The organism is Streptomyces sp. TS71-3, assembly GCF_018327685.1.
In the GTDB taxonomy this organism is placed as follows: domain Bacteria; phylum Actinomycetota; class Actinomycetes; order Streptomycetales; family Streptomycetaceae; genus Streptomyces.
Map to the genome: position 1 here is coordinate 3,160,349 of NZ_BNEL01000001.1, position 22,498 is coordinate 3,182,846.

Below are 22,498 nucleotides of genomic sequence, written 5' to 3' on the forward strand. Positions count from 1 at the left end.
CGGAAGGGCGGGCAAAGGCGGCGGGGGCGCCGCCGCGCCCCCGCCTCCGCTCCGCGCCCGTCAGCCGTTCGCGCTCCACAGCACGGCCGTCGGTGCCTCCTGGGTCAGGGTCCGGCTCCCGCTGACGTCCACGAACGAGGCGTCGGGGTAGTAGTCGTCCTTGAGGAGGAACGCCCGGCTGATCCCGGTCACCGTCAGCGTGGCCCCGGTCTCCTGGATGGGCCTGCGCAGCGCCACGATCTCGGAGATGTCCGACTGCCGGGTGCCCGCCGGCAGTTCCACGGTGGTCGCGGCGGTGCCGTCCCGGTTCACCGAGGACGTGGGGACGTCGTGGTCCGAGGTGTAGAGGGTGTCGTCGCCCTTGAGGCGGACGCCGACGGCGAGGCCCACGGCCGACGTCTCGGCGGCCGGCGTGGCGGTGTGGGCCACCGCGACGTACAGGTAGGTGCGCTGGTCGCCGACCTGGACGGTCGCCGGGTCGGACGGCGACTCGATCTGCCCCTCGCGCAGCATCTCCTGCGCCATGACCGGGTACGTCCACGGATTGACGTCCATCTGGTGCTCGCGGGCCGCCCCGGCGGGCAGCGCCTCCAGGGTGGACGGCGAGAAGCGCATCGGGTCGTCGACCTCGTCGCACATGTTGTTGTTGGACGTGCAGGTCTCCAGCAGCGGGCGGTCGCCCTCGCGGGTGCCGGCGAAGACGAGCGTCTGGTGGTTGGCTGCCTGGTAGACCCCGGTGCCGGGGACGGCGTCGCCGCGGGCGTCGACCTCGACCCGGTAGGCCCACTCGATGTCCGTGGTGCGGCCCCACCGTGCCATCAGCGCGGGGGAGTCGGTGCCGCCGTCCTCGTTGCTCCAGACGATCGTGTACTGGAGGATCCTGTGCCCGGGGGCCGTCGCGGGAAGCACCTCGTGGTAGGCGATCAGCGGGGTGTCGGTGGTGGCGCTCTGGAACCGGCTGCCGAGGTCGGCGACGTTCCTCCCGTACATCACGGGGGAGTGCCTCAGCACCAGGCCCTCCTCGCTGTTCTCGTCGTGCACCCGCACGGAGATGTTGCTCAGCCGCGCGCTGTCCACCCCGCTCGGGGACCGGTCGGAGGCGAACTGCAACCGCAGCGTGTGCACTCCCTTGGTGAGGTGCCCGATGGTGAAGCTCCGCGCGGTCGCCTGGTCGGACGGGATGACGATGTCGGTGACGTAGCGGTTGTCGACGTGCACCGACACCACACCGGACTCGCTGCCCTCCGTCTGCCACGAGGCGCCGGGCGCCCGCGAGGTCAGGGTGAGCACGGCCTCGCCGGTGCGAGGGGCGACGAACGCCGTCGTCCGGGCGTGCTGCCCGCGCTTGACCATGACGTTCGACGCCACGCGGGTGCCGTTGCGGTCCTGCTCCGGGGCGGCCGACGCCGTGGTCGGGACGGATCCGATCGTCGAGGCGGCGAGGAGTGCCGCGAGAACCGCCCCACCGAGCCGGGAGTTGGCCGATGTTCGCCGGGACGGTCTGCCGTTGCCGTTCATAGGTAGGTGCCCTTCCGCTCGTTCCGCTGCGTCTGTCCATCACATCGCAGCCCTGGCTGCGAGAGACAGTGCGGCAGGCATCGGATGCATGCCGCACCGCAACGCGAACCCCGGTTGAACGTTGGAAATCGGCGGCCGGGGAGGCGGCCGGCGGCAAACCGGCCGGCGGGCCGGTGCCCGTGCTCGCGCCGGCCGGAATACGGGCTCACGGCAGCCGGTTGGAGCGGAACGTGCAGGATCCTCAGGAGAGGCCCGGCGGTATTCACCCGCTGCTTGCCGGGCGCTTCAGCCCCTACCGGTTCGACCCGTCGGCGGTCGTCGACGACCATGCCCTCGGGCTGCTGCTGGAAGCCGCGCGGTGGGCGCCGTCGGCGGGAAACTCCCAACCGTGGGGCTTCTTCACCGCCAGGCCCGGTGAGCCGGAGCACGACCGGGTGCTCCCTCACCTTGCCGCGAGTTCGGCCCGCTGGGCGGCGGATGCGGGCCTGCTCGTCGTCACGCTGACGCGCCGGTACGTCGATGGCACGCAGCTGCTCTACTCCGAGTTCGCGGACTACGACCTCGGCCAGGCCGTCGCCCACATGACCGTTCAGGCCGAGGCCATGGGACTGGCCGGGCACCAGTTCCGGGCCTTCGACCTCGCAGGGCTCACCAAGGAGCTGGACCCGGACCCGGGCTGGGCGATCGTGTCCATGGTCGCGGTGGGCAGGGCGGCAGGCGGACCTCCCAAGGGCCGTGACCGGCGCAGCGTCGCGCAGTTGCGCTCCGCTCCCTGGTCAGCGACGGAGTAGCAGCCGAGTCGGGATCATCGAGCGGCCCGGCCGAGGTCCTTGATCCTGAGCATCGACGCGCGGAGGCAGACCTCCAGACCTCCAGACCTCCAGACCCTGAGCCCGCTTCGAGCCCGCTTCGAGCCCGCTTCAGGCGCGCGGCCCGAGGAGTGCCACCGAGGCGCGCACCGCCGGCTCGGTGATGTCGCCGACGCGCCCGTCGTCCTCGACCGTTGTCGCGATCAGCTCGCGCAGCCCGCCGAGGAGGATGATCACGACCTGCCGGGAGACCGGACCGGCGCCGGCGGCGTGCCACTCCTCGGTGTCGCACAGCGTCTGGATCATGGTGATGAAGGACTCCATCATGTCGCGCTGCAACTCGCGCGCCGCGGCGCCGAGTGAGGGCACGTCACGGATCCAGCTGACGGTGATGGCGGGCGCGGACTCCGCGCTCCTGATCCAGGTCGCCACCGCCTGCCGCACCTGGACCTCCCAGGGCGAGGCCGGGTCGACGGCGGCGGAGATCTTGCCGACCATCTCCGCGTTCTTCTCGGTGAGCAGCGCGACGAAGCACGCCTCCCGGCTGGGGAAGTGCTCGTAGAACGTGCGCCGCGAGGTGCGCGCCTGGCGCACGATGTCGGCGATGGTGGTGTTGCGGTAGCCGTTCGCCGCGATCGAGTCGGCGAGGCCGTCGAGCAGCCGCCTGCGGAAGGTGTCCGCGTCGTCGGAGGTGGAGGCCGGCCCCCCGGCATGCCTGACGCGACCCGCAATCATCACGCTGGTCACCTTATCTCCTTATTCGCACGTGCCCCTTGGGGCCGATGGTACGCCGGCGTACCGTACGGCTGGTACGCTCGCGTACCACGCCGGGAAGGTACTGAACCGATGACGACCGCCACACTTCCGCCGGGCCCGTCGGCCCCCCGTTTCGTCCAGGGCGCCTACACGTTGCTCGTCTCCCGGCGCGGTATGCGCCGGATGCGCGAGCGCTACGGAGACGCCTTCACCGTCAACCTGCCGATCTTCGGCCACGCCGTCGTCATCAGCGCCCCTGACGAGATCAGGCAGTTGTTCATGACCGGTGACGACGTCGCCTCCAACCTCGGGCGCAACCTGGGCCGGGTGCTGGGCCCCGGGTCGCTGTTCGCGCTCAGCGGCGAGGAGCACCGCAAGCAGCGCAAGCTGCTCATCCCTCCGTTCCACGGCCGCCGCCTCACGGCGTACGAGAGGATCGTCGAGGAGGAGGCGGAGCGCGAGATGGCGCGGTGGCCGCAGGACCGCGAGTTCCCGACGCTGCCGTCGACCATGCGCATCACGCTCAACATCATCCTGCGCGCGGTCTTCGGGGCCGAGGGCGCCGAGTTCGGCGAGCTGCGCGACCTGCTGCCGCGGATGGTCACCCTCGGATCGCGGATCGCCGTGGTGCCGCTGCCGACGGTCGCCTGGGGGAAGTGGACCCCGTGGGGCCGGTTCTGGAGCATGCGCCGCGAGTACGACGCGATCGTCGAACGGCTCATCACCCAGGCCGAGGGCGACCCGGGGCTCGACGAGCGCAACGACATCCTCGCGACGATGGTGCAGAGCCGGTACGACGACGGCTCGCGGATGAGCCACAGCGAGATCGCCGACGAGCTGCTCACCCTGCTCAGCGCCGGCCACGAGACGACGGCGACCACGCTGGCCTGGGCGATCGAGCGGCTGCGCCGCCACCCCGCGGTCCTCAAGGAGCTGGCCGACGAGGTCGACGCGGGCGGCGGCGAGCTGCGGGAGGCGGCGATCCTCGAAGTGCAGCGCACCCGCCCCGTCGTCGACTTCGTGGGACGGCAGGTGAGGGCCGACAGCCTCACCCTCGGCCGGTGGACCGTGCCGAAGGGCCACGCCGTCCTGGTCAGCATCTCCCTGATCCACGACGACCCGGCGGTCTTCCCCGACGCCGGCGTCTTCGACCCGTCCCGGTTCCTCGGCACCAAGCCGGACCTCTACAAGTGGATACCGTTCGGTGGCGGGACCCGGCGCTGCCTCGGCGCCGCCTTCGCCACCATGGAGATGAGCGTCGTCCTGCGCACCCTGCTGCGCGACTTCGAGCTGCTGCCCACGGACGAGCCCGACGAGCGCTGGCACTCCCGCGGCATCGCGTACGCCCCCGGCCGGGGCGGCCGTGCCCTGGTGCGCCGCCGCACCGTCCAGGCGCCGCACGCCGTGGCCTCCGCCGCCACCGGAGCCGGCTCGTGACCGGGACCGCGGCCGAGCGGGTGGCCGACGCGGGGCGCGGCATCTCGCTCGCCTACGAGGAGTTCGAGGCCGCCGGCCCCGGCGCCGCCGGCCCGGAGCCGGTCCTGCTCGTCGCGGGCCTGGGACAGCAACTGCACAGCTGGCCCACGGCGTTCTGCGAGCGGCTGGCCGCCCGCGGCCACCGGGTGATCCGGTTCGACAACCGCGACGCCGGACGCTCGACCCACCTGGACTTCCGGCCGCCCGGCCCGGCCGCGATCCTCACCCGCCGCTGGCACCCGCGCCAGTACGACCTCGGCGACCTCGCCGCCGACGCCGTGGGGCTGCTGGACGCCCTCGGCCACGAGCGCGCCCACCTGGTGGGCGTCTCGATGGGCGGCATGATCGCGCAGACCGTGGCGGCACGGTGGCCGGAGCGGGCGGCCACCCTCACGTCCGTCATGTCGACCACCGGGGCGCGCAGGATCGGCCGGCCGGCGCCGTCCACCTGGCGGCTGATGGCGGCCCGCCCGCCCAGGAACCGGGCGGAGGCGCTGGAGGGGGCCGTGCGGATGTTCCGGCACATCGGCTCGCACGGCTTCCCCTTCGACGAGGCGGGAGTGCGCGAAGCCGCCGGCCTCTCCTGGGACCGCGACCCCACCACCGGGGGGACCGGGCGCCAGCTCGCCGCGATCTTCCGCTCCGGCGACCGGACCGCGCAGGTGCGGACGATCACCGCGCCCACCCTCGTCATCCACGGCGACCGCGACAGGATGGTCAACCCGACCGGCGGGGCCGCCACCGCGCGCGGCATACCCGGCGCCCGGCTCAAGACCGTCCCCGGCCTCGGCCACGACCTGCCCGAGGGCGCGTGGCCGACCCTGCTCGACCTCGTCGCCGACCACATCGGAAGCGGGCACCCGACCCGGACAAGGAGCACCGATGCGCCGACCACTCCCTAGCATCACCGGCCGCCCGGTGGTCATCACCGGTGCGGCGTCGGGCATCGGCCGGAGCCTCGCCCGGCGGCTCTCCCGGCTGGGCGCGCCCGTGGCGCTCGCCGACGTGGACGAGGCGGGACTGCACGAGACGGCGGCGCCGCTGACGGGACCGGTGCTCACCCGGGTCCTCGACGTGAGCGACGCGGCCGGCGTGCGGGACTTCGCGGGCGAGGTGCGGGGGTGGCTGACGCGGCCGCTGGCGGCGGTGTTCAACAACGCGGGCGTCGCGCTGGCCTCGACCGTCCTGAACGCGGTGCCCGAGGACGACGAGTGGCTGCACGGCATCAATTTCTGGGGAGTGGTCAACGGCACCCGGGCGTTCCTGCCGATCCTCGCCGAGCAGGACGCCGGCGTCATGGTGAACACCTCCAGTGTCTACGGGCTGCTCGGGGTGCCCTACCAGAGTGCCTACTGCGCCTCGAAGTTCGCCGTCCGCGGCTTCACCGACGCCCTGCGCCAGGAGCTGCGGGGCACCGGCGTCCGCGCCGTCACCGTGTACCCCGGCGGCATCACGACCAACATCGCCCGCAACGCCCGCTTCCGCGCCGACCCCGAAGGCCGCGGGCGGACCAAGGAGCAACTGGCCGCGGAGTTCGAGGCCGTGACCATGACCTCGCCCGACAAGGCCGCCGAGGTCATACACAGGGGCGTCGACGGCGGCAGGGCGCGGATCCTGATCGGCCCGGACGCCTACCTGTTCGACGCGCTCGCGAGGATCACCCCGACCCACTACCAGACCGTCATCACCTCGCTGCGCTCCAGGCTGGGCGGACGGCGGAAGGACGCCCGGTGACCGCCGCCGACGAGCACGCCGACGAGCACGCCGACGAGCACGCCGACGAGCACGCCGACGAGCACGTCGACGAGCACGTCGACGTGCTGATCGTCGGAGCGGGCCTGTCCGGCGTCGGCGCCGCCCACCACATCCAGTCGGCCTTCCCCGGCCGCACCTACACGATCCTGGAGGCCCGCGACACCATCGGCGGCACGTGGGACCTCTTCCGCTACCCGGGCGTGCGGTCGGACTCGGACATGCACACGCTCGGCTACCGGTTCCGCCCCTGGCGGCAGGCCAAGGCCATCGCGGACGGCCCGGCCATCCTGGACTACATCCGCGACACCGCCGCCGAGGCGGGCATCGACCGGTACGTGCGGTTCGGCCACCGGGTCACCCGCGCCGAGTGGTCCACGCGGGACGCCCGCTGGACGGTGGACGCCGTCCGCGACGGCCGGCCGCTGCGGCTGACCGGGCGCTTCCTGTACGTCTGCACCGGCTACTACCACTACGACGCCGGACACACGCCGGACTTCCCCGGCATCGAGCGGTTCGGCGGAACGGTCGTCCATCCCCAGCAGTGGCCCGCCGACCTCGACCACACCGGCAAGAAGGTGGTTGTGATCGGCAGCGGCGCGACCGCGGTGACGCTCGTGCCGGCCCTGGCCGAGAGCGCCGCGCACGTGACGATGCTCCAGCGCTCGCCCACCTACATCGCGTCACGCCCCGCCGAGGACCGGCTCGCCAACCGGCTCCGGGACCTGCTCGGCGCCCGCCGCTCGTACCCCGTCATCCGGTGGAAGAACGTCACGCTGGGCACGCTGCTCTACCGGCTCAGCCGGCGCCGTCCGGAGGTCGTGAAGTCGCTGCTGCGCAAGGCGGCGATCCGGCAACTGCCGCCCGGCTACGACGTGGGCACCCACTTCAGCCCCCGCTACCAGCCCTGGGACCAGCGGCTCTGCCTGGCGCCCGACGGCGACCTGTTCACCGCGATCCGCCATGGCAGCGCCTCGGTGGTCACCGACCGGATCGCGGAGTTCACCCCGACGGGACTGCTGCTTGAGTCCGGCACGGCGCTCGACGCGGACCTCGTCGTCACCGCCACCGGACTGCGGCTGCTGGCCCTGGGCGGCATGCGGCTCGCCGTCGACGGGCGCGAGGTGGCGCTGCCCGAGACCATGACCTACAAGGGCATGATGCTGGAGGGCGTGCCCAACTTCGCCTTCACCGTCGGCTACACCAACGCCTCCTGGACCCTCAAGGCCGACCTCGTCGCCGAGCACGTCGTCCGCCTGCTCCGCCGTCTCGACGCCCGCGGCTACGACCAGTGCGTTCCGGCCAACGACGACGCCGGGGTGACCCTCCGGCCGCTGCTCGACTTCGACTCCGGGTACGTGCTGCGCTCCGTCCATGAGTTCCCCAAGTCCGGCTCGCGCGCACCCTGGCGCCTCGGCATGAACTACGCCCAGGACCTGCTGACGCTGCGGTTCGGCCGCGTCGACGGCGGCGCGATGCGGTTCTCCCGACGCCCGGGACCCGTATAGGGGCTCCGCCCCGGCCCACCCCAGGAGCGCGCGGGAAGGTAAGTGACAGACCCCTCGGCCTGTCCACCCCTGTCACGAGTCGCACACCCGGTGTGACGGTGACAGAGTGTAAAAAGGGGCCGCTCGGTTTTGGTTCCGAGCGGCCCTATTCAACTCCGCCACTCGACCACCTTTAGTACGGAATCAAGTCGCTTGGAGTAACCGTCCGGGCGCGTTCGTAAAGCTCACCCGCCAGAGGGTTATTCAAGTGCGGTCGAATCACCCGGTACATTTCCGCAATGCGCTGATCGGCTCGCCCTGATTGAATTAGGGGGTAGTCATCGAGTGCAGAATTCCAGGTGGTACAAGCCTCTTCCAGATGCCCCAAGCGCAGTTGACGCTCCGCGATAGTGGCACGGAACCTCATTCGAGCACGACGATATATGCCATCTCGAAGACTATCGGACTTCAATAGTGCATCGATAGAGCCCGCCACGTCTCCAAGTTCATATCGAACTTGGCTAACGTGATAATTCAAAGATGCCGGGTCATAGGACCCGAAGGCTTTACTGCGAGATTCCGCTTTATCCATGGCTATTTCGGCCTCACGGAGGTACATCAGAGCATTGCGACGGTCGCCAATTTGCGCACTTGAGTGCGCCTGTTGGCCCGCCAGAAATGCTCGCATACGGGGTCCTGCCTGCGGTGATGCTGCGGCAGCGGCGTCAGCTAGACGCATTGCATAAGGACCATGCCCCTGATCCACAGCTTGGACGCTCATTCCTCGCAGTGTTGTGCAATACGTCAAATGATCCTCTGACGCACCCGCGAGTTCTAGCGCTTTCAGGTAATACTGCTGTGCCAGTCCATGGAAACCCTCATCCACGGCCATGTAGCCGGTCAAATAACACAGGTCAGACGCAGCGGACATCATCGCTTTGCGGACCGAATCCGAAGCGTCGGCCCGTAAATATGGCGCGACCGTATTAACGAGGAATGCAGCGGCCATGGGCCGCGCTTGACGTCCGCCGAATTGGTCGTCTAGCTCTGAGATTCGCTCGGTCATGGCTATAACGGTGTCAACATCCTGCATCCCTATCCGTCGGATGCGGCCAGTTTGAACACCATCCATACGGCCGACTACGTCTTGCCAATCGGGTACGGTCAACGCAACTGAAAAGAGAGTTGCGCCAACAACACTGCGTCGGGAGGGATCCATGTCTTGCGTTCCGAGATTAACCAGCCCCTCGACCGTGCCACTGGTTCCTTTCACCCCCTTGGCTTGGTCGGTAAAACCAGCCTCAGATTGCGTAATTGGCCTGCCGAGTTCTCGCGATAGAGCCTCAACAATCGCCGAACGAGCCTTGTCCCTGGGCCTGACCCCTGAAATCCACTGATGCGCCGATGGAGCGGCGTACCTCGCGGGGGCGCCGCGCTCCGTCGCGATCTTGTTGACCTCCCGCGCGAAGCGTTCGAGCGTCCAGCCTGTCTCGCGGAACAGCCGTTCTAGTGACTCGTTGGGGTCGCGACTGGTCACCGTTCGCGCCTCCCTTGCTCCGAAACTTAACGGATTTAAAAACCCGTACCTTTCCAACGGTACCGCGCTCCTTGTCGCGTCGGTTGGCTGTACGTGCTCCGCTCGCGCAAGGCACCGAGTCTTGCTGGTTGGTGACGCCACGTCGGCCTCAGCCAGGTGGGCGGGGCTCCTGCTCCCTGGTCGTCCCTGGCCGCTCCAGCCTCCGGTCCGGACAGGCCGCGGAGCAGGGCTCAACAACTGCATGCCACGTCCGCCATGGAATGGCGGACCCCCGCGACCGCAACTTGGGAGGGAACGGCCCGGGGCGTGGCCGACGACGACAAGGAGGTTCGTCGACATGGCAGACGCTACCCAAGCGTTGACGCCTGTGGCAGCGCCCAACCAACTGCACGTGACGGAGACACGGGCAGTGGTGCGGAGCTTGCTCAACCGGGGCCAACCCCCCACGGGGGCAGCGCTTTTGACCGCGCTTATGGATCTGAGGAACAAAATTCAGATTCTTACGCTCGGTGTACGGGAGCTGGGCGAAACCACGCGTTCAGAGGAGTTCCGAGCGGCCGGAGAGGCGATTGTCTTTCACGCCGAACGGCTCTTAAAGCATCCAGTGAACAGCACGGTTAGCGCTCAAGACACGTTGCGCGGCTGGTCGCGTCTGATTTTGCGGCTGGTTGGCGCCTACGAATTGTTGGGTGGTGGCGAGACATGCCCGCCCACCCGGTGAAAGAACGGGTGTCCGTTCGCGCGCGTGTCCGCAGGGTTATCGGCGTAATTGCCTGGCCTCTCGTCATGACCGGTGTGTTCGTCGGTTTGGGCCTCACGGCGTACGGGCTTGTGTCCGGAGCGTTCCGGTAGGGGGCAGGCGTGAGCGAAAGGCAGTGCTCCTGCAACAACGGCAACGTGTTTGTCCGGGTCCCAACTCACGTGCAGGAGTGGAGCAACGTACGAAAGAAGACAGTGACGCGAACTGTCGATTCTCTGAGGGAAGCACAGTGCCCAACGTGTAAGGGCTCTGGCGTCCTTTCGGATGATGACTAGTCCAAACGGTGGCGAGGAAGGTTCATGACTAGGCCGGAAATTATGGAGAATCCCCCTGCACGTAAGCGGGAAGTGGATGAAGTCGTCCAGAGACTCAGGGAAGTACTCGACAAAATCCGCATCGTCTTACCGTCGCTGGGCTCGGATCCGGTCGGAGAATCCTATGACCCGGCGGTCTACCTGGTGGAGCTGGGGCGCGTCAATGCCGGGACAGCGCGAAAGCTCGCGACCGTTCTGGAACAGGCGGTAAGGGAAGAGACCGACGAGTGAAGCACGAGCAGATAACGGAGTCGGTTAATTCGGACACCGTCAAGCAGGGGGATCTCCTGCTCTTTGGCATGCGCTTCCATGAAGTGGTAGACATGCGAAGCACGGCGAGATACGGGAAACTCCTCTTCTTTAGAGTTGGGACAATGTTCCCTCTCCAGAGGGACGCCACATTACAGCGTCGCATCCCGGCGGAAAGTTGAGCCTCCCCGGCCCTCGCCGGATTCAGCCCGTGGGAGCGGGTGGCTAGATGGCCCGCCTCTGTACTTCCTCTTCCTGGGTCAACTGCGGGGGCATGCAGGGGCGGGCCTCTCTCGTTTTCGTAGCCGTGCCTGGGTGGGGAGTTGGGCGTTGTTCGGGTTGTGGGAGCTTCGCCGTGGGTCGTGTCTGGGGAGTTGTGGGAGGGGATAGAGCCGCCGTTGCCGAGGAGGGAGCGCGGGTTCCGGTATCCGGGCCGCAGGCCGTTGCCGGATCGGCGGGTGCTGTGCGGGATCCTGTACGTCCTGCATCACGGCATCCAGTGGGAGCACCTATCCAAGGAGCTGGGCTTCGGCTCGGGTATGAGCTGCTGGCGGCGTCTTCGGGAGTGGAACGAGGCCGGGGTGCGGCAGCGTGTGCACGAGGCGTTGTTGGCTGAGCTTATAGGGGCGCGGGGCTGTGTCGATATGCGGCTCCGCCGCACGGGCGCGAGCAACCACCCACCGGCCGGTGGTCCGGGGACGACAGAACCCGTCCCTTCGGAGGGTGGCGACCTGACGTCTCGTCGTGGTTGCTCGCGCTGGTCCCCGCGCCCCTTCAGGGCGCTCTGCGCGCCCCCGTCATGCCACCGTTCACCGGCGTGAAAACAACGTGTCACCCAAGGAGAACCCATGGACACCTTGGACGCGAGATAGGTTACTTGTAACAACCAACGTTTTCTGTCCGTGCCGGCCACCCATGGCGGGCGCTGACGGAGGGAGTAACCGTATGAGCAGGACAATCGCCGCAGCACCCCCGGGCAGCGGGCCGGGCGAGCACTACAAGTGGATCGCACTGTCGAACACCACGCTCGGTGTGCTGATGGTGATGATCAACCAGTCGATCGTGCTGATCGCGCTGCCCGACATCTTCCGCGGGATCGACCTCGACCCGCTGGACCCGGCGAACACCAGCTACCTGCTGTGGATGCTGATGGGCTTCACGGTGGTCACCGCCGTGCTCGTCGTCACCTTCGGCAGACTCGGCGACATGTTCGGCCGGGTGCGCATGTACAACATGGGCTTCGCGGCCTTCACGATATGTTCCATAGCCCTGTCGCTGACCTACTTCGACGGCAGCGCGGGCGCCCTCTGGCTGATCGGCTGGCGCATCGCGCAGGGCATCGGCGGCGCGCTGCTGTTCGCCAACTCCACGGCGATCCTCACGGACGCGTTCCCGGCGCACCAGCGCGGCACGGCGCTCGGCATCAACTCCATCGCCGCCATCGCGGGCTCGTTCATCGGCCTCATCCTCGGCGGCGTGCTCGCCCCGGTGAGCTGGAAGCTGATCTTCCTGGTGTCGGTACCGTTCGGCGTCTTCGGCACCATCTGGGCGTACGTCAAGCTCCATGACACCGGAGTGCGCCGCAAGGCGAAGATGGACTGGTGGGGCAACGTCACCTTCGCGGTGGGCCTGATCGCGGTGCTCGTCGGCATCACCTACGGCATCCAGCCCTACGGCGGCAGCACGATGGGCTGGACCAACCCGCTGGTGCTGATCGCCATGATCGGCGGCGTCGCGGTCCTCGGGATCTTCGCCTGGATCGAGCTGAAGGTGGACGAACCCCTCTTCAGACTCTCGCTGTTCAGGCTGCGGGCCTTCACCGCGGGCAACATCGCGAGCCTGATGATGGCGCTCGGCCGCGGTGGCCTCCAGTTCATGCTGATCATGTGGCTCCAGGGGATCTGGCTGCCGCTGCACGGCTACAGCTTCGAGAAGACCCCGCTGTGGGCCGGCATCTACATGATCCCGCTGACCATCGGCTTCCTGCTCTCCGCGCCGCTGTCCGGCTGGCTCTCCGACCGGTTCGGGGCGCGCGCGTTCACGGTCGGCGGCGCGATCCTCACCGGCGCCGGGTTCGTGGCGCTGATGGAGCTGCCGACGGACTTCGACTACTGGGTCTTCGCGCTGCTGATCCTCGTCAACGGCCTCGGTTCCGGCCTCTTCGCCTCACCGAACCGCGCCGAGATCATGAACGCGCTGCCCGCCGAGGCCCGGGGCGCGGGCGCCGGCATGGGCGCGACCTTCCAGAACTCCTCCGCGGTGCTGTCGATCGGCGTCTTCTTCAGCCTCATGATCGCGGGCCTCTCGCACACCCTGCCGGGCGCCATGCACGACGGGCTCGTCCAGCAGGGCGTGTCGCAGAACGTGGCCCAGGGGATCTCCCAGCTGCCGCCCATCGCGGTGCTGTTCGCGGCGTTCCTCGGCTACAACCCGTTCCAGCAGCTGCTGGGCGACAACCTGTCGAAGCTGCCGGGCGGCGGGGCGACCATCACCAGCAAGGAGTTCTTCCCCCACCTGATCTCCGGTCCCTTCCACTCCGGCCTGATCGTCGCCTTCTGGTTCGCGGTCGCGGCCTGCGCCGTCGCGGCCGTCGCGTCCCTGCTGACCGGAAAGATCGGCAGCAAGCACGAGGTGGCGGCGCCCGAGCCGCTCGGCGAGGAACTGGCCGCGGTCTCGGGACAGCTCGGCCTCGCCGAGAGCGAGCTCGTCGTCCCGGACCCGGCCACGCCAGCCCCGGGCACCGGAGCGGCGGCCGCCGTCGAGGGCGGCGCAGGCGAACCGGGCGGCCGTGGCTGACCCGGCCGCGGCCTTCCCGGCCGTGGCGGGCGGCAAGGGCTGACCGGGGGTGCGGCCCCTCGCGGAGGGACCGCACCCCGGAGCGTCAGCCGCGGGCCATGGCGGGCGGGGCGGCGCCCACGCCCCAGCTCGTCGGCGTGGCGGACAGGCCTATCCTGATCGTGCCGGCCCGGAGCAGGTCCTCGTGCGAGAGCCAGCTCTGGTGCAGCTCGCCCTTGTGCGTGGCCACGGAGGACACGTACTGGAGCTTCGACGCGTCGGCGCCCGGCGCCTCGATGCGGATCGCCCGGCCGTGCTCGGGCCGGATCTCGACCTTCTCGAACATCGGCGCGCTCACCACGTAGGTGGCGGAGCCGGGCTGGGCCTCGAAGACGCCGGCCATGGCGAAGACGAGCAGCGACGAGGTGGCGCCGAGGTCGTCGTTGCCGGGCATGCCGTACACGCTGTCGGTGAAGAGCGTCCGCATCGCGCGCAGCACGGCCGAGGTCTTCCACGGCGCGTTCGTCCACGTGTACATCCACGGGGCGTGGAAGTCGGGCTCGTTGTTGGGGTTGAACGCGAAGTTGTTGTGGTAGTCGTACGCGCCGTGCACCCACGAGTCCGTGGCGGCCTTCGCCGGGTCCGTGAGCACGGTCGGCATGTCGAAGAACTTGTCGAGCCGCTGCTCGGCCTTGCCGGCGCCGCCCATGAGCCCGAAGAGCGTCGCCGGGTCCTGCTGGGCGAGCCACTGGTACTGCCACGCGGTGCCCTCGTGGAACGGGCTGGTCTGCGTGGGGTCGGGGTCGCCGGCGACGGTGCCGTCCGCGTTCCTCGCGACCGGGAAGCCGGAGAAGCCCTGCGACGAGACGGACGGGTCCCAGAGCTTGGTGAAGTTGTCGCAGCGCGAGCCGAGCGTCCGGGCCTTGTCCTGGTAGCCGAGAGAGCCGGCCATCGTGGACAGCGCGCAGTCGGCGAGGGCGTATTCCAGCGTGGCCGAGCCCGCCTGGCGGCTGTCGCCGTACGTGTAGCCGGGCAGGTTCTGGTAGCCCACGAAGCCGTTCTTCACGTACGTCGGGTTGCCGTCACGGCCGCGGAAGATCGACTGGTCGGCGGGGACCTCGTTGACGTTCTTCCACAGCGCGTCGAAGAGCCGGCGCGAGGTGCGGTCGTCGAGCAGGCCGCGGTTGTAGACGTCGACGATCCACGGGGTGATGGGGTCGCCGCTCATCACGTTCGTCTCGCTGTTGCCGAGCGCCCAGCGCGGCAGCCAGCCGCCGTCCTGGTAGATGTGCAGCACGGACTTGGCCATGTCGGCGGCCTTGTCCGGGTTGAGCAGGTCCACCAGCTGGTTCTGCGAGCGGTACGTGTCCCACAGCGAGAACATCTGGTAGTACGTCGAGTCCGCGCGGTGCACCTTGTCGTCGAAGCCGCGGTAGCGGTTGTCCACGTCCGACCCGATCGACGGGTGCAGCAGCGAGTGGTAGAGCGCGCTGTAGTACGTGCGCTGGTCGGCTGTGCTGCCGCCGGCCACCCGCATGCGGTTCAGCTCGTCCCGCCAGGAGTCGTGGGCGGCGGAGCGGGCCTTGTCGAACGACTTCGGCTGCTCGGCCCCGCGGTTCAGGCGCGCGCCGTCGATCGAGGTGTACGAGACGCCCACCGAGGCACCGACCTGGGCGCCCTTGGCCTGGTCGAACGTCACCCAGGCGCCGGCACGCTTGCTGCCCCGCGACGCATCGCGCTGGTTCGGGGTGAGGGTGCCGTCGGTCCAGGTGCCGAAGGACGAGAACGTCCGGTCGAACTTCGCGCTGAAGAAGATCCGGTAGCGCTCCTTGCCGGTCTCCCCGCAGAAGTTGCCCCCCTGGAGCCAGCCCTCGACGGTGTCGTTCCCGACCACGTGGACGTCGCCGGCGTAGGTGCTGCCGTTGCTCTCGCCGGTCTCGATGAGCACGTTCTCGGCGCCCGAGCCCGCGGGGTAGGTGTAGCGGTGCTGGCCGGTCCGCTCGGTGGCGGTGAGCTCGGCCTGGATGCCGTTGTCGAACTTCACGCCGTAGTAGCCCGGCGCCCGGGTCTCGTTGTCGTGGCTGAACTTCGCCCCGTACTGCGCCGGGTCGGACGACGTGACCGCGCCGGTGGTGGGCATGAAGCGGAAGTTGCCCATCGTCTGGCAGCCGACGCCCGAGAGGTGCGTGTGGCTGAAGCCGAGGATGGTGTCCTGCTTGTAGTCGTAGGAGGCGTACTGGTTCAGCTGCGTGTCGGGGCTCAGCTGCACCGTGCCGAACGGGACGGCGGCGCCCGGGAAGGTGGTCCCGTCGCCGTTGTTGCCGATCGACGTGTCGACCAGGCTGGTCGGGTCGGCCGCGAACTTCGGCCCCGGCCCGTTGGCGTTCGCGACGCCGGCGGTGGCGGAGGTTGCGGTCACGGCGGTGGCGAGCAACAAGGCGGCGAACGCGCGTCTCAACGCTCTCATCGCGGTCCTCTCGTGCGACAACGTTGTCAAAATGGGCGCTTTCGATCCTTGCCCTTCGGGTGCGGTTCCGTCAATGCGTCGCCCGCGGCGGGCTTTTTGCCCGGTTCGGGTGGCGGGTGCGAAGTGCGCGAGGGCAAACGGGGCCGTGGGAGGTGGGGGTGAGCGGCGGTAAAACGGGGCCGGGGGCGAGCACGTGCGTGCTCGCCCCCGGCCAGGCCGCCGCGCCGCGGACCGGACCGCTCAGGAGCCGATCCGGGGCGGCCGCGTGCCCGTGGTGGTCGCGATCACTCCGACCCGGCCGGCAGGACCTCGATGGTCTTCGAGGCCGTGACCGGCGCGAGCGAGCTGTCGTCGGTGTAGGCGCGCATCGAGTCGTTCGCCACCGACACGGTCACCGAGCCGGGGCGCAGCGCGGTGAGCGTCCCGTTCGCCGGGTCGAGGATCGCGACCCTGCCCTGGTGGCGGGCCTGGTCGACGGCCTGCTTCCCGCTGCCGATCGCGAGCTTGGACGAGCCGCTCCAGTGGACCGACATCGGGTACCGCAGCGGGACCACGCGGGTGCCCGTCGACACGCCCTCCGGCTGCACGATGCTGCCCGAGACCTGCGCGGACCTGCCGGCCTCGACCGAAGCCGGGGCGCTGAGCGTGACGGACTGCGCGAAGGCGCGCACGTCGGCTTCGAGCCACTGCTCGTTCGCGCTCCGGTCCGCGTCGACGGACCAGTCGACCCACCCGGTGAAGCCGCCGCGGTCCGGCGTGCCGTACGGGTCCTTGCCCGACGACGGCAGCACCGTGTACGGAACGCCCTCAAGGCGGTGGACGTCGGCGATCTGGGCGTGGGATCCGACCATCGAGGCGCCCTTGCCCGTGGAGTCGCGGAAACCCGTGAGCATGTGCTCCACGAGCGCGGCCTCGTCGCGGTCGCCGAGCTGGCTGGACTTCGTCTCGGCCGGGTCGTCCACCGGGTGGTGGGCGAACACCATCACGTTGTGGACCGACTTGTCCTTCTGGGCGTCGGCGAGCGCCTTCTGGAGCATCGGGAGCTGGTCCCACGCCGTCCCGCGCAGCGACCCCAGGGAGCTGGCGAGCAGGATGAACCGCGTGCCCTTGTGGTCGAACGTCCGGTAGGGCTGTCCGAACTCCTGGGTGAAGTTCGTCAGGTCTTCCTGGACGTTGTCGAGGCCGTACGACTCGTGGTTGCCCGGCACGTAGTAGCACGGGACCGAGCCGGACTTCGGGTCCGGCGTGCTGTTGGCCGGGGGCTCCTGGCCGACCGGTATGAGGTCGCACCCGGCGTCGGTGAGCACCTTGCGGGCCAGCGCGAGGTCCTGCGGCAGGCCGCGGTCGGTGATGTCGCCGTTGAGGACGATCAGGTCAGGGTTCGTCTTGCGGATCCGCTGGATGGCGGCCGTCGCGACCTGGGTCAGCGCCGGGTTGTCGGCGGTGAACTGCACGTCCGACAGCGTGGCGAACGTCCACGTGTCGTGGCCCTGGAGCAGCGAGCCGTCGTCGGAGACGAGCGGGTCGGGCCGGGGGGCGGCCTGGGCGGGCAGGTCGATCGACGTCGGGATGTCGGCCTCGACGCGGTCCAGGACGAACGTGCCCGCCTTCTGCTGCGCGACGCTCGTGTTGATGCCCTGGAAGCCCGAGATCGCGATCGGGAACTTCGTGTTCGCCGGCAGCGTGAACGACGCGTTCTGCCAGTCGTCGCCCGCGGTCAGGCCGGTGCCGTAGACGCCGTTGCTCTTGCCGTCCGCGTCGACGTAGCTGATGTAGGTCAGGCCGTTCGGCACGCTGATGCTCGACTTGAGCCGCATCCGCAGGCGGAGCGGCTGGCCCGGCACCTGGATGCGCCCGGACGCCGACGCCGCCGTGATGCCCACGTTGCGCATCGCGTCGAAGTCGATCCGCAGGCCGTCGGGGTCCGCCGAGAACGTCGTGGCCGCGGTGCTGTTGTTGTGCCAGCGGGCGAGCACGTCGTCGTCGAAGTCGTAGACGGTCTTGGACTGCACGCCGACCGTGATCGGGAGCTGGACCGACTTCCCGCCGACCGAGACGTCAAGGATCGTGCCCGCGTCGGCCAGCGGGGTGATCTTCAGCTTGCCGTCCGCGGACGTGATGTCGACGACGCTGTGGTCGTAGTCGAGGGAGAGGTCCCCGGGGTCGAGCGGAGCCGTATAGCCCTGGGCATCGCGGCCGGTCACGCCGACGGTGAGGGCGTTGTCGGGCGTCGCGTCGGGGATCGACAGGCGCTGGGCCGACAGCTCCACGCTGTCGACGGCGCCGAGGACGGAGACCTTCTCCTGCGCCTTCTCGCGACCCGCGTGCGCGTCGACCGTGATCGTGCCGTGCGCCCTGGCCGGGGCCGCGAGCACCCCGCCCTCGACGGGTGCTCCGTGACCGGACCACCGCACGGACTCCGGGTCGACCGCCACCGGCGTCTCGTGGTCGTCGACGCCCTGAGCGACGAGGCGGCGGTGCAGTCCGGGGAAGACCTTCAGGCCGCCGTCGGCCGACGCCTCACCCGGCGCGGGCTTGACGAGGAGCTGGTCAAGACGGCCGTTGCCCTTCGAGACGAACACCCCGACGCCGTTCGGGTCGTTGCGCTCCTGGCCGTCGGACGGGACGTTGCGGACCGTCGCGGCGTCGTCGCCGAGGGCGCGGGCGACCATCGTGGTGGAGCCGCCGCCGTCGAGGTTGACCGCGGTCTGGACGCCCATCGCGGCGAGGTCGCGCGCCTCCTTGTCGATCCCGACGCCGCCCTTGCCGGTGCCGCCCGGGCCGTCCCAGGTGGCGAGGACGAGCGACTTGCCGCCGTTCTTGAAGCCGAGCGCGGTGCGCGGGGCGATCGAGGTGTCGAGGCCGCTGACGACCTTGCCGCCGGAGACGATGGTGCCGCCGTGGCCGAGCGCGAACTTCATCGTCTTCGCGGCGTTGTCGGCGAGGTCGTAGCCGAGCTTCACCGGGTCGCCGGGCTTGAGCGCGCGGAGCGCGGTCGCCGAGGCGCCGCGCCCGACGAGCACGAAGCTGTCGTCCGCGATCGTTCCCGAGCCCGCCGGACCGTTCGGCGTGACGGAGACGACCGAGCCGTTCTTGACCAGCACTTCGGCGATCTCGTCGTTGGACACGCCCGACAGGCCGCGGCCCCTGCTGTAGTCGCCCCACGCCGACGTGAACGCGATCAGGCCGTCCGCGGGGACCCCGCCGCCGTTCGCGGCGTTGAGCGACAGCACCTTGTGGTCCGCGCCCGCGAAGTTCGCGTTCGCGTCGACGGTGAGGTCCACGAGCTGGGCGATGCCGTCCTTGGTGACGCCCACGTGCTGGCGGCCGCCGATGTCGGCGGACTTGATCAGCTTGCCGTCCTGGACCTCGCCGCCGAGCGCCGCGTTGGAGTTGCCGATGTCGAAGAACTCGCCGTTGACGCCCGCGACGGCCCCGGCCTTGTTGGCGGCGGCGCTGAGCGGCCCGCCGGACGCGACGGGGCCGGAGGTCAGCAGGTCCGTGCCGACCGCGCGGTTGGACAGGTCGACGTTCAGGAACTGCGCGTCGTACCAGCCCTTCTGGTCGAGCGCCTTCACGTGCTGGAGGCCGATCCCCGGGCCGATCTTCTCGGACGTGTTCGTCAGGGGGATCCCGCCGGTGACGGGCGCACCGGCGGCCGGAGCACCGGTGACGGGCGCACCCGGGGCAGGGGCGCCGATGGCCGGCAGGCCGGTGACCGGGTCGATGTCGGCGGGAGCGACGACGACCGGCGCGACCGGGCCGCTGTCCGCGTACGCGACGGCGGGCGCGGCGGCCATTGCGGTCGCGGTGGCGAGCGCGACCAGCCACGGTCTCCTGCGGCGATGGTTCAGGACCGTCGATCTCATGGGCACCTCGGGTGGGAAGAGGAAGCGGGAGGAACTCCCCTACTGCGCCCATTTCGATCATGGACGCACACCCGATCACAAAGGCCCGCCAATACGCGCGAACGACGCCGCCACGAGCTTTCGGTGAACGCTGGATGTAAGTACGGCCTGTCCGTGTGGTGACCGCGGGCGGTGGCGCGTCCGCCGGCGAGCTGACGCCCTGTCGGTGCGGTCCCCGGGGGGCCGGCGGGCCGTGGGTCCGGGGTGGCTGTCGGCTACGGCGAAGGGCGGCTGTCAGCTATGGCGAGGGGTGGCTGTCGGCTACGGCGAGGGGTGGCCGCCATCTGCGGCGGTCTGCGACGAGGCGGCGGCCGATCCGCGCCCCGGCTTCTCCGCAATCAGCCGGAGGGCCGCAAGCAGCCGGAGGGCCGAACGGCGTCTGCCGTTCGGCCCTCCGGGTGTTCGTCCGTGCCGGTGGCGGGTCACACCCCCGGGCGCGGCGCCCGCAGGTGCCGGCGGCGGGCCAGTTCCTCGTCGTCGACCAGGGTGAGCATGGGCTGGCCCGGCGCGCACAACATGGTGACGACGAAGCGGCTCCGCGAGTCCGTCCGGTTGTTCCCGTCCTGGTAGTGGATGACGTCGCCGCCCGGCTCCCAGAACGTCTCCCCGGCCTTGATCACTCGTTCGGGCTCGCCCTCCAGCTCGAAGAGCATCTCCCCCTCCAGCATGTAGCCGAAGGCGGGCCCCGAGTGCCGGTGCGGAGGGGTCCCGGGGTCGCCGGGAGGGAACTCGATGATGACGGTCGTGGCTTCCACCCCCTCCGGCACGAACGGCGGATTCGCCGACTGCAGCACCGTCAGCGCGGTCTTCCACGCCTCCGAGCCCGGTCGGCTCTCGGCGCTGCCTGCCGTCGGCTCCTTGTTCGCCATGGTGCGGCCTCCAGGGGTGCGCTGGGTGGCTCGGGGGAGCCGGTCGTTGTCATGGGTGGGGGCAGGCGATCGGTGTCGCCCCTCCAGACTGCGACGGTGCGGTACGCGGCGCATGTCGGCCCGAGCGCTCCCGGGCGTCCCGGGGACGGGCGGCACGCGCCCGTGCCGGGTCGACCGTCTCCGGAACGGCGGTCCGCACTGCCCTATAAAGGGAGCTGGCATCTAAGTAAGATTCAATCTACGTAAGATCGAAACTGTGTTTGATGGGCTGTGCTGGAGGCGGAACAGGTATGGAGTTCAAAGGCAGGGCTGGCGACCTCGCCTGCTGACCGGACAGCTGGGCCTGGTGACGGGGGGTGCGGGGGCCACTCGAGGTCAGGCCGTGATCATGACGGGGCGGCGCAGGGTGGGGAAGTCTCGGCTGGTTCAGGAGTTCTGTGACCGGTCCGGGGTTCCGTACGTGGTCTTCCAGGCGACCAGGGGCCGCAATGCCGTAGCCGAGCGGGCGGACTTCGCTGCGGCGCTCGCGCAGTCTCCTCTGTCCGGGGCGGATCTGGTGGCTGGGCTGCAGGCCGCGGACTGGAACCAGGCGCTGCGTTCTCTGGCTGTGGCGGTCCCGGATGACGCCCCGAGTACCGCGGTGATCGACGAGGTGCCGTGGCTGGTGGAGCAGGATGGGGAGTTCGAAGGGGCGTTGCAGACGGTCTGGGACCGCCACCTGTCCGCCAAGCCGGTTCTGCTGCTCCTGGTGGGCAGCGACATGTCGGTGATGGAGGCGTTGGGTCCTATGGCCGTCCGTTCTTCGGCCGGGCCGCGAAGATGACCGTACGGCCACTGCACCTGGCCGACGTGCGGGCCATGACCTCCCTGGACGCGGTGGACGCGGTGGACGCGCTGCTGATCACCGGGGGCTTCCCGGAGATCGTCCAGTCATGGCGGCCGGGGATGGGTCGCCTGGACTTCCTGCGTGAGGCCGTGGCGAACCCTCTTTCACCGCTGCTGGTGGCGGGTGAGCTGTCGTTGCTGGGGGAGTTTCCCGAGGCTTCGCATTCGCGGGCGGTGTTGGAGGCGGTCGGCAGCGGTGAGCGGACCTTCTCCACCATCGCCGCGAGGGCGGGCGGCGCGGGCGCGCTGCCCTCCGGGACCCTGTCCCCGCTCCTGCACACGCTGCATGCCAAGCGCATCGTGGCGACGGACATGCCGCTGTCCATCAAGAGCGACACCAAGAACAAGCGGTACCGGATCGCCGACTCCTACCTCCGGTTCTGGTTGACCTTCCTGCAACGCGGAGTCCCGCTGATCGAGCGTGGCCGCGGGGATCTCGCCCTGGAGCGCATCGAGCGGTCCTGGACCACCTGGCGAGGACGTGCGGTCGAGCCGGTCGTCCGCGAGTCGCTGCTGCGGCTGCTCCCCGATGGCGGATGGCCCCGGACGGAAGCGGTCGGCGGCTGGTGGAACCGGCGGAACAATCCCGAGATCGACCTGGTCGGAGTCGACCGGGAGCCGGTCGCGGGCGCGGTGCACTTCATCGGCTCGATCAAGTGGCCGGAGTCCCAGCCGTTCGGCCGGCGCGAGTACGACACCCTGGCCCGGGAGATGCTCGCGGTGCCCGGCGCCGAGGTGGACACCCCGCTCGTCGCCGTCTCCCGCTGCGGCGTCGAGGACGGGCTACCGCTTGCGGCGCACTGGGGCCCGGAAGACCTGGTCCGCGCGTGGCAGTAGCCGGGGGGCGTCAGGGCCGTGGGGGATACAGGCAGAAGGACTCCGCCCACCAGCGCCGCGCCCGCCTCCAGGCATCGGAGGCGGGCGCACCGTTCAGGC

The 22,498-nt window shown here is 69.8% G+C and carries 14 protein-coding genes and 2 pseudogenes; 10 read left to right on the top strand and 6 right to left on the bottom strand.

Going from position 1 to position 22,498, the window contains the following annotated elements:
- Positions 1-60 precede the first annotated feature (60 nt).
- Positions 61-1,518 (bottom strand): hypothetical protein, encoded by a 1,458-nt coding sequence (locus tag Sm713_RS12760; RefSeq protein ID WP_212909752.1) that lies wholly within the window; start codon positions 1,516-1,518, stop codon positions 61-63.
- A gap of 230 nt (positions 1,519-1,748) precedes the next feature.
- Between Sm713_RS12760 and Sm713_RS12765 the strand changes: the two genes are divergently transcribed.
- A complete protein-coding gene (locus tag Sm713_RS12765) occupies positions 1,749-2,309 on the top strand; it encodes a nitroreductase family protein (protein ID WP_212909753.1) in 561 nt (186 codons plus the stop codon).
- Positions 2,310-2,438: 129 nt separating this feature from the next.
- Here the strand turns inward: Sm713_RS12765 and Sm713_RS12770 are convergent, their stop codons facing one another.
- Positions 2,439-3,074 (bottom strand): TetR/AcrR family transcriptional regulator, encoded by a 636-nt coding sequence (locus Sm713_RS12770; RefSeq protein ID WP_212909754.1) that lies wholly within the window; start codon positions 3,072-3,074, stop codon positions 2,439-2,441.
- 99 nt (positions 3,075-3,173) lie between these two features.
- Between Sm713_RS12770 and Sm713_RS12775 the strand changes: the two genes are divergently transcribed.
- Genes Sm713_RS12775 through Sm713_RS12790 form a run of 4 tightly spaced genes read left to right on the top strand, consistent with a single transcriptional unit; the run spans position 3,174 to position 7,819 of the window.
- Complete coding sequence (locus tag Sm713_RS12775; protein ID WP_212909755.1) at positions 3,174-4,520, top strand: cytochrome P450; 1,347 nt, start codon at positions 3,174-3,176, stop codon at positions 4,518-4,520.
- On the top strand, positions 4,517-5,461 hold the full coding sequence (locus Sm713_RS12780; RefSeq protein WP_212909756.1) for an alpha/beta fold hydrolase: 945 nt from the start codon (positions 4,517-4,519) through the stop codon (positions 5,459-5,461). The genes Sm713_RS12775 and Sm713_RS12780 overlap by 4 nt, the downstream gene beginning before the upstream one ends.
- Positions 5,442-6,293 carry an SDR family oxidoreductase gene (locus Sm713_RS12785; RefSeq protein ID WP_212909757.1) on the top strand — a complete coding sequence of 284 codons (852 nt, stop codon included), beginning with the start codon at positions 5,442-5,444 and terminating at the stop codon, positions 6,291-6,293. Before Sm713_RS12780 ends, Sm713_RS12785 begins: the two co-directional genes overlap by 20 nt.
- Complete coding sequence (locus tag Sm713_RS12790; RefSeq protein WP_212909758.1) at positions 6,290-7,819, top strand: NAD(P)/FAD-dependent oxidoreductase; 1,530 nt, start codon at positions 6,290-6,292, stop codon at positions 7,817-7,819. The genes Sm713_RS12785 and Sm713_RS12790 overlap by 4 nt, the downstream gene beginning before the upstream one ends.
- A gap of 172 nt (positions 7,820-7,991) precedes the next feature.
- Here Sm713_RS12790 and Sm713_RS12795 read toward each other — a convergent pair whose 3' ends face one another.
- Positions 7,992-9,335: a tetratricopeptide repeat protein gene (locus Sm713_RS12795; protein WP_212909759.1), complete on the bottom strand. Its 1,344-nt coding sequence runs from the start codon at positions 9,333-9,335 to the stop codon at positions 7,992-7,994.
- Positions 9,336-9,672: 337 nt separating this feature from the next.
- Here Sm713_RS12795 and Sm713_RS12800 point away from each other — a divergent pair, with 337 nt between their 5' ends.
- From Sm713_RS12800 to Sm713_RS12815, 4 genes and pseudogenes are all read left to right on the top strand, one after another.
- Positions 9,673-10,056, top strand: coding sequence for a hypothetical protein (locus Sm713_RS12800; RefSeq protein ID WP_212909760.1), 384 nt, complete (start codon positions 9,673-9,675; stop codon positions 10,054-10,056).
- A 338-nt stretch (positions 10,057-10,394) separates the two neighbouring features.
- Positions 10,395-10,640, top strand: a complete 246-nt coding sequence (locus tag Sm713_RS12805) for a hypothetical protein (protein WP_249416258.1) — start codon at positions 10,395-10,397, stop codon at positions 10,638-10,640.
- Positions 10,641-10,981: 341 nt separating this feature from the next.
- A pseudogene (locus Sm713_RS12810) lies at positions 10,982-11,246 on the top strand (transposase); the annotation flags it as partial.
- A gap of 357 nt (positions 11,247-11,603) precedes the next feature.
- Positions 11,604-13,454, top strand: coding sequence for an MFS transporter (locus tag Sm713_RS12815; protein ID WP_212909761.1), 1,851 nt, complete (start codon positions 11,604-11,606; stop codon positions 13,452-13,454).
- Positions 13,455-13,539: 85 nt separating this feature from the next.
- Here Sm713_RS12815 and Sm713_RS12820 read toward each other — a convergent pair whose 3' ends face one another.
- The 3 genes from Sm713_RS12820 to Sm713_RS12830 form a co-directional block, all read right to left on the bottom strand.
- Positions 13,540-15,900, bottom strand: a complete 2,361-nt coding sequence (locus Sm713_RS12820) for a GH92 family glycosyl hydrolase (RefSeq protein ID WP_212909762.1) — start codon at positions 15,898-15,900, stop codon at positions 13,540-13,542.
- Positions 15,901-16,184: 284 nt separating this feature from the next.
- Positions 16,185-19,769 carry a phosphodiester glycosidase family protein gene (locus Sm713_RS12825; protein WP_212909763.1) on the bottom strand — a complete coding sequence of 1,195 codons (3,585 nt, stop codon included), beginning with the start codon at positions 19,767-19,769 and terminating at the stop codon, positions 16,185-16,187.
- A 461-nt stretch (positions 19,770-20,230) separates the two neighbouring features.
- Positions 20,231-20,677, bottom strand: coding sequence for a cupin domain-containing protein (locus Sm713_RS12830; protein ID WP_212909764.1), 447 nt, complete (start codon positions 20,675-20,677; stop codon positions 20,231-20,233).
- 290 nt (positions 20,678-20,967) lie between these two features.
- On the opposite strand from Sm713_RS12830, the pseudogene Sm713_RS41640 reads away from it, so the two are divergent.
- Positions 20,968-22,399, top strand: a pseudogene (locus Sm713_RS41640) (ATP-binding protein).
- Positions 22,400-22,498: the final 99 nt, after the last annotated feature.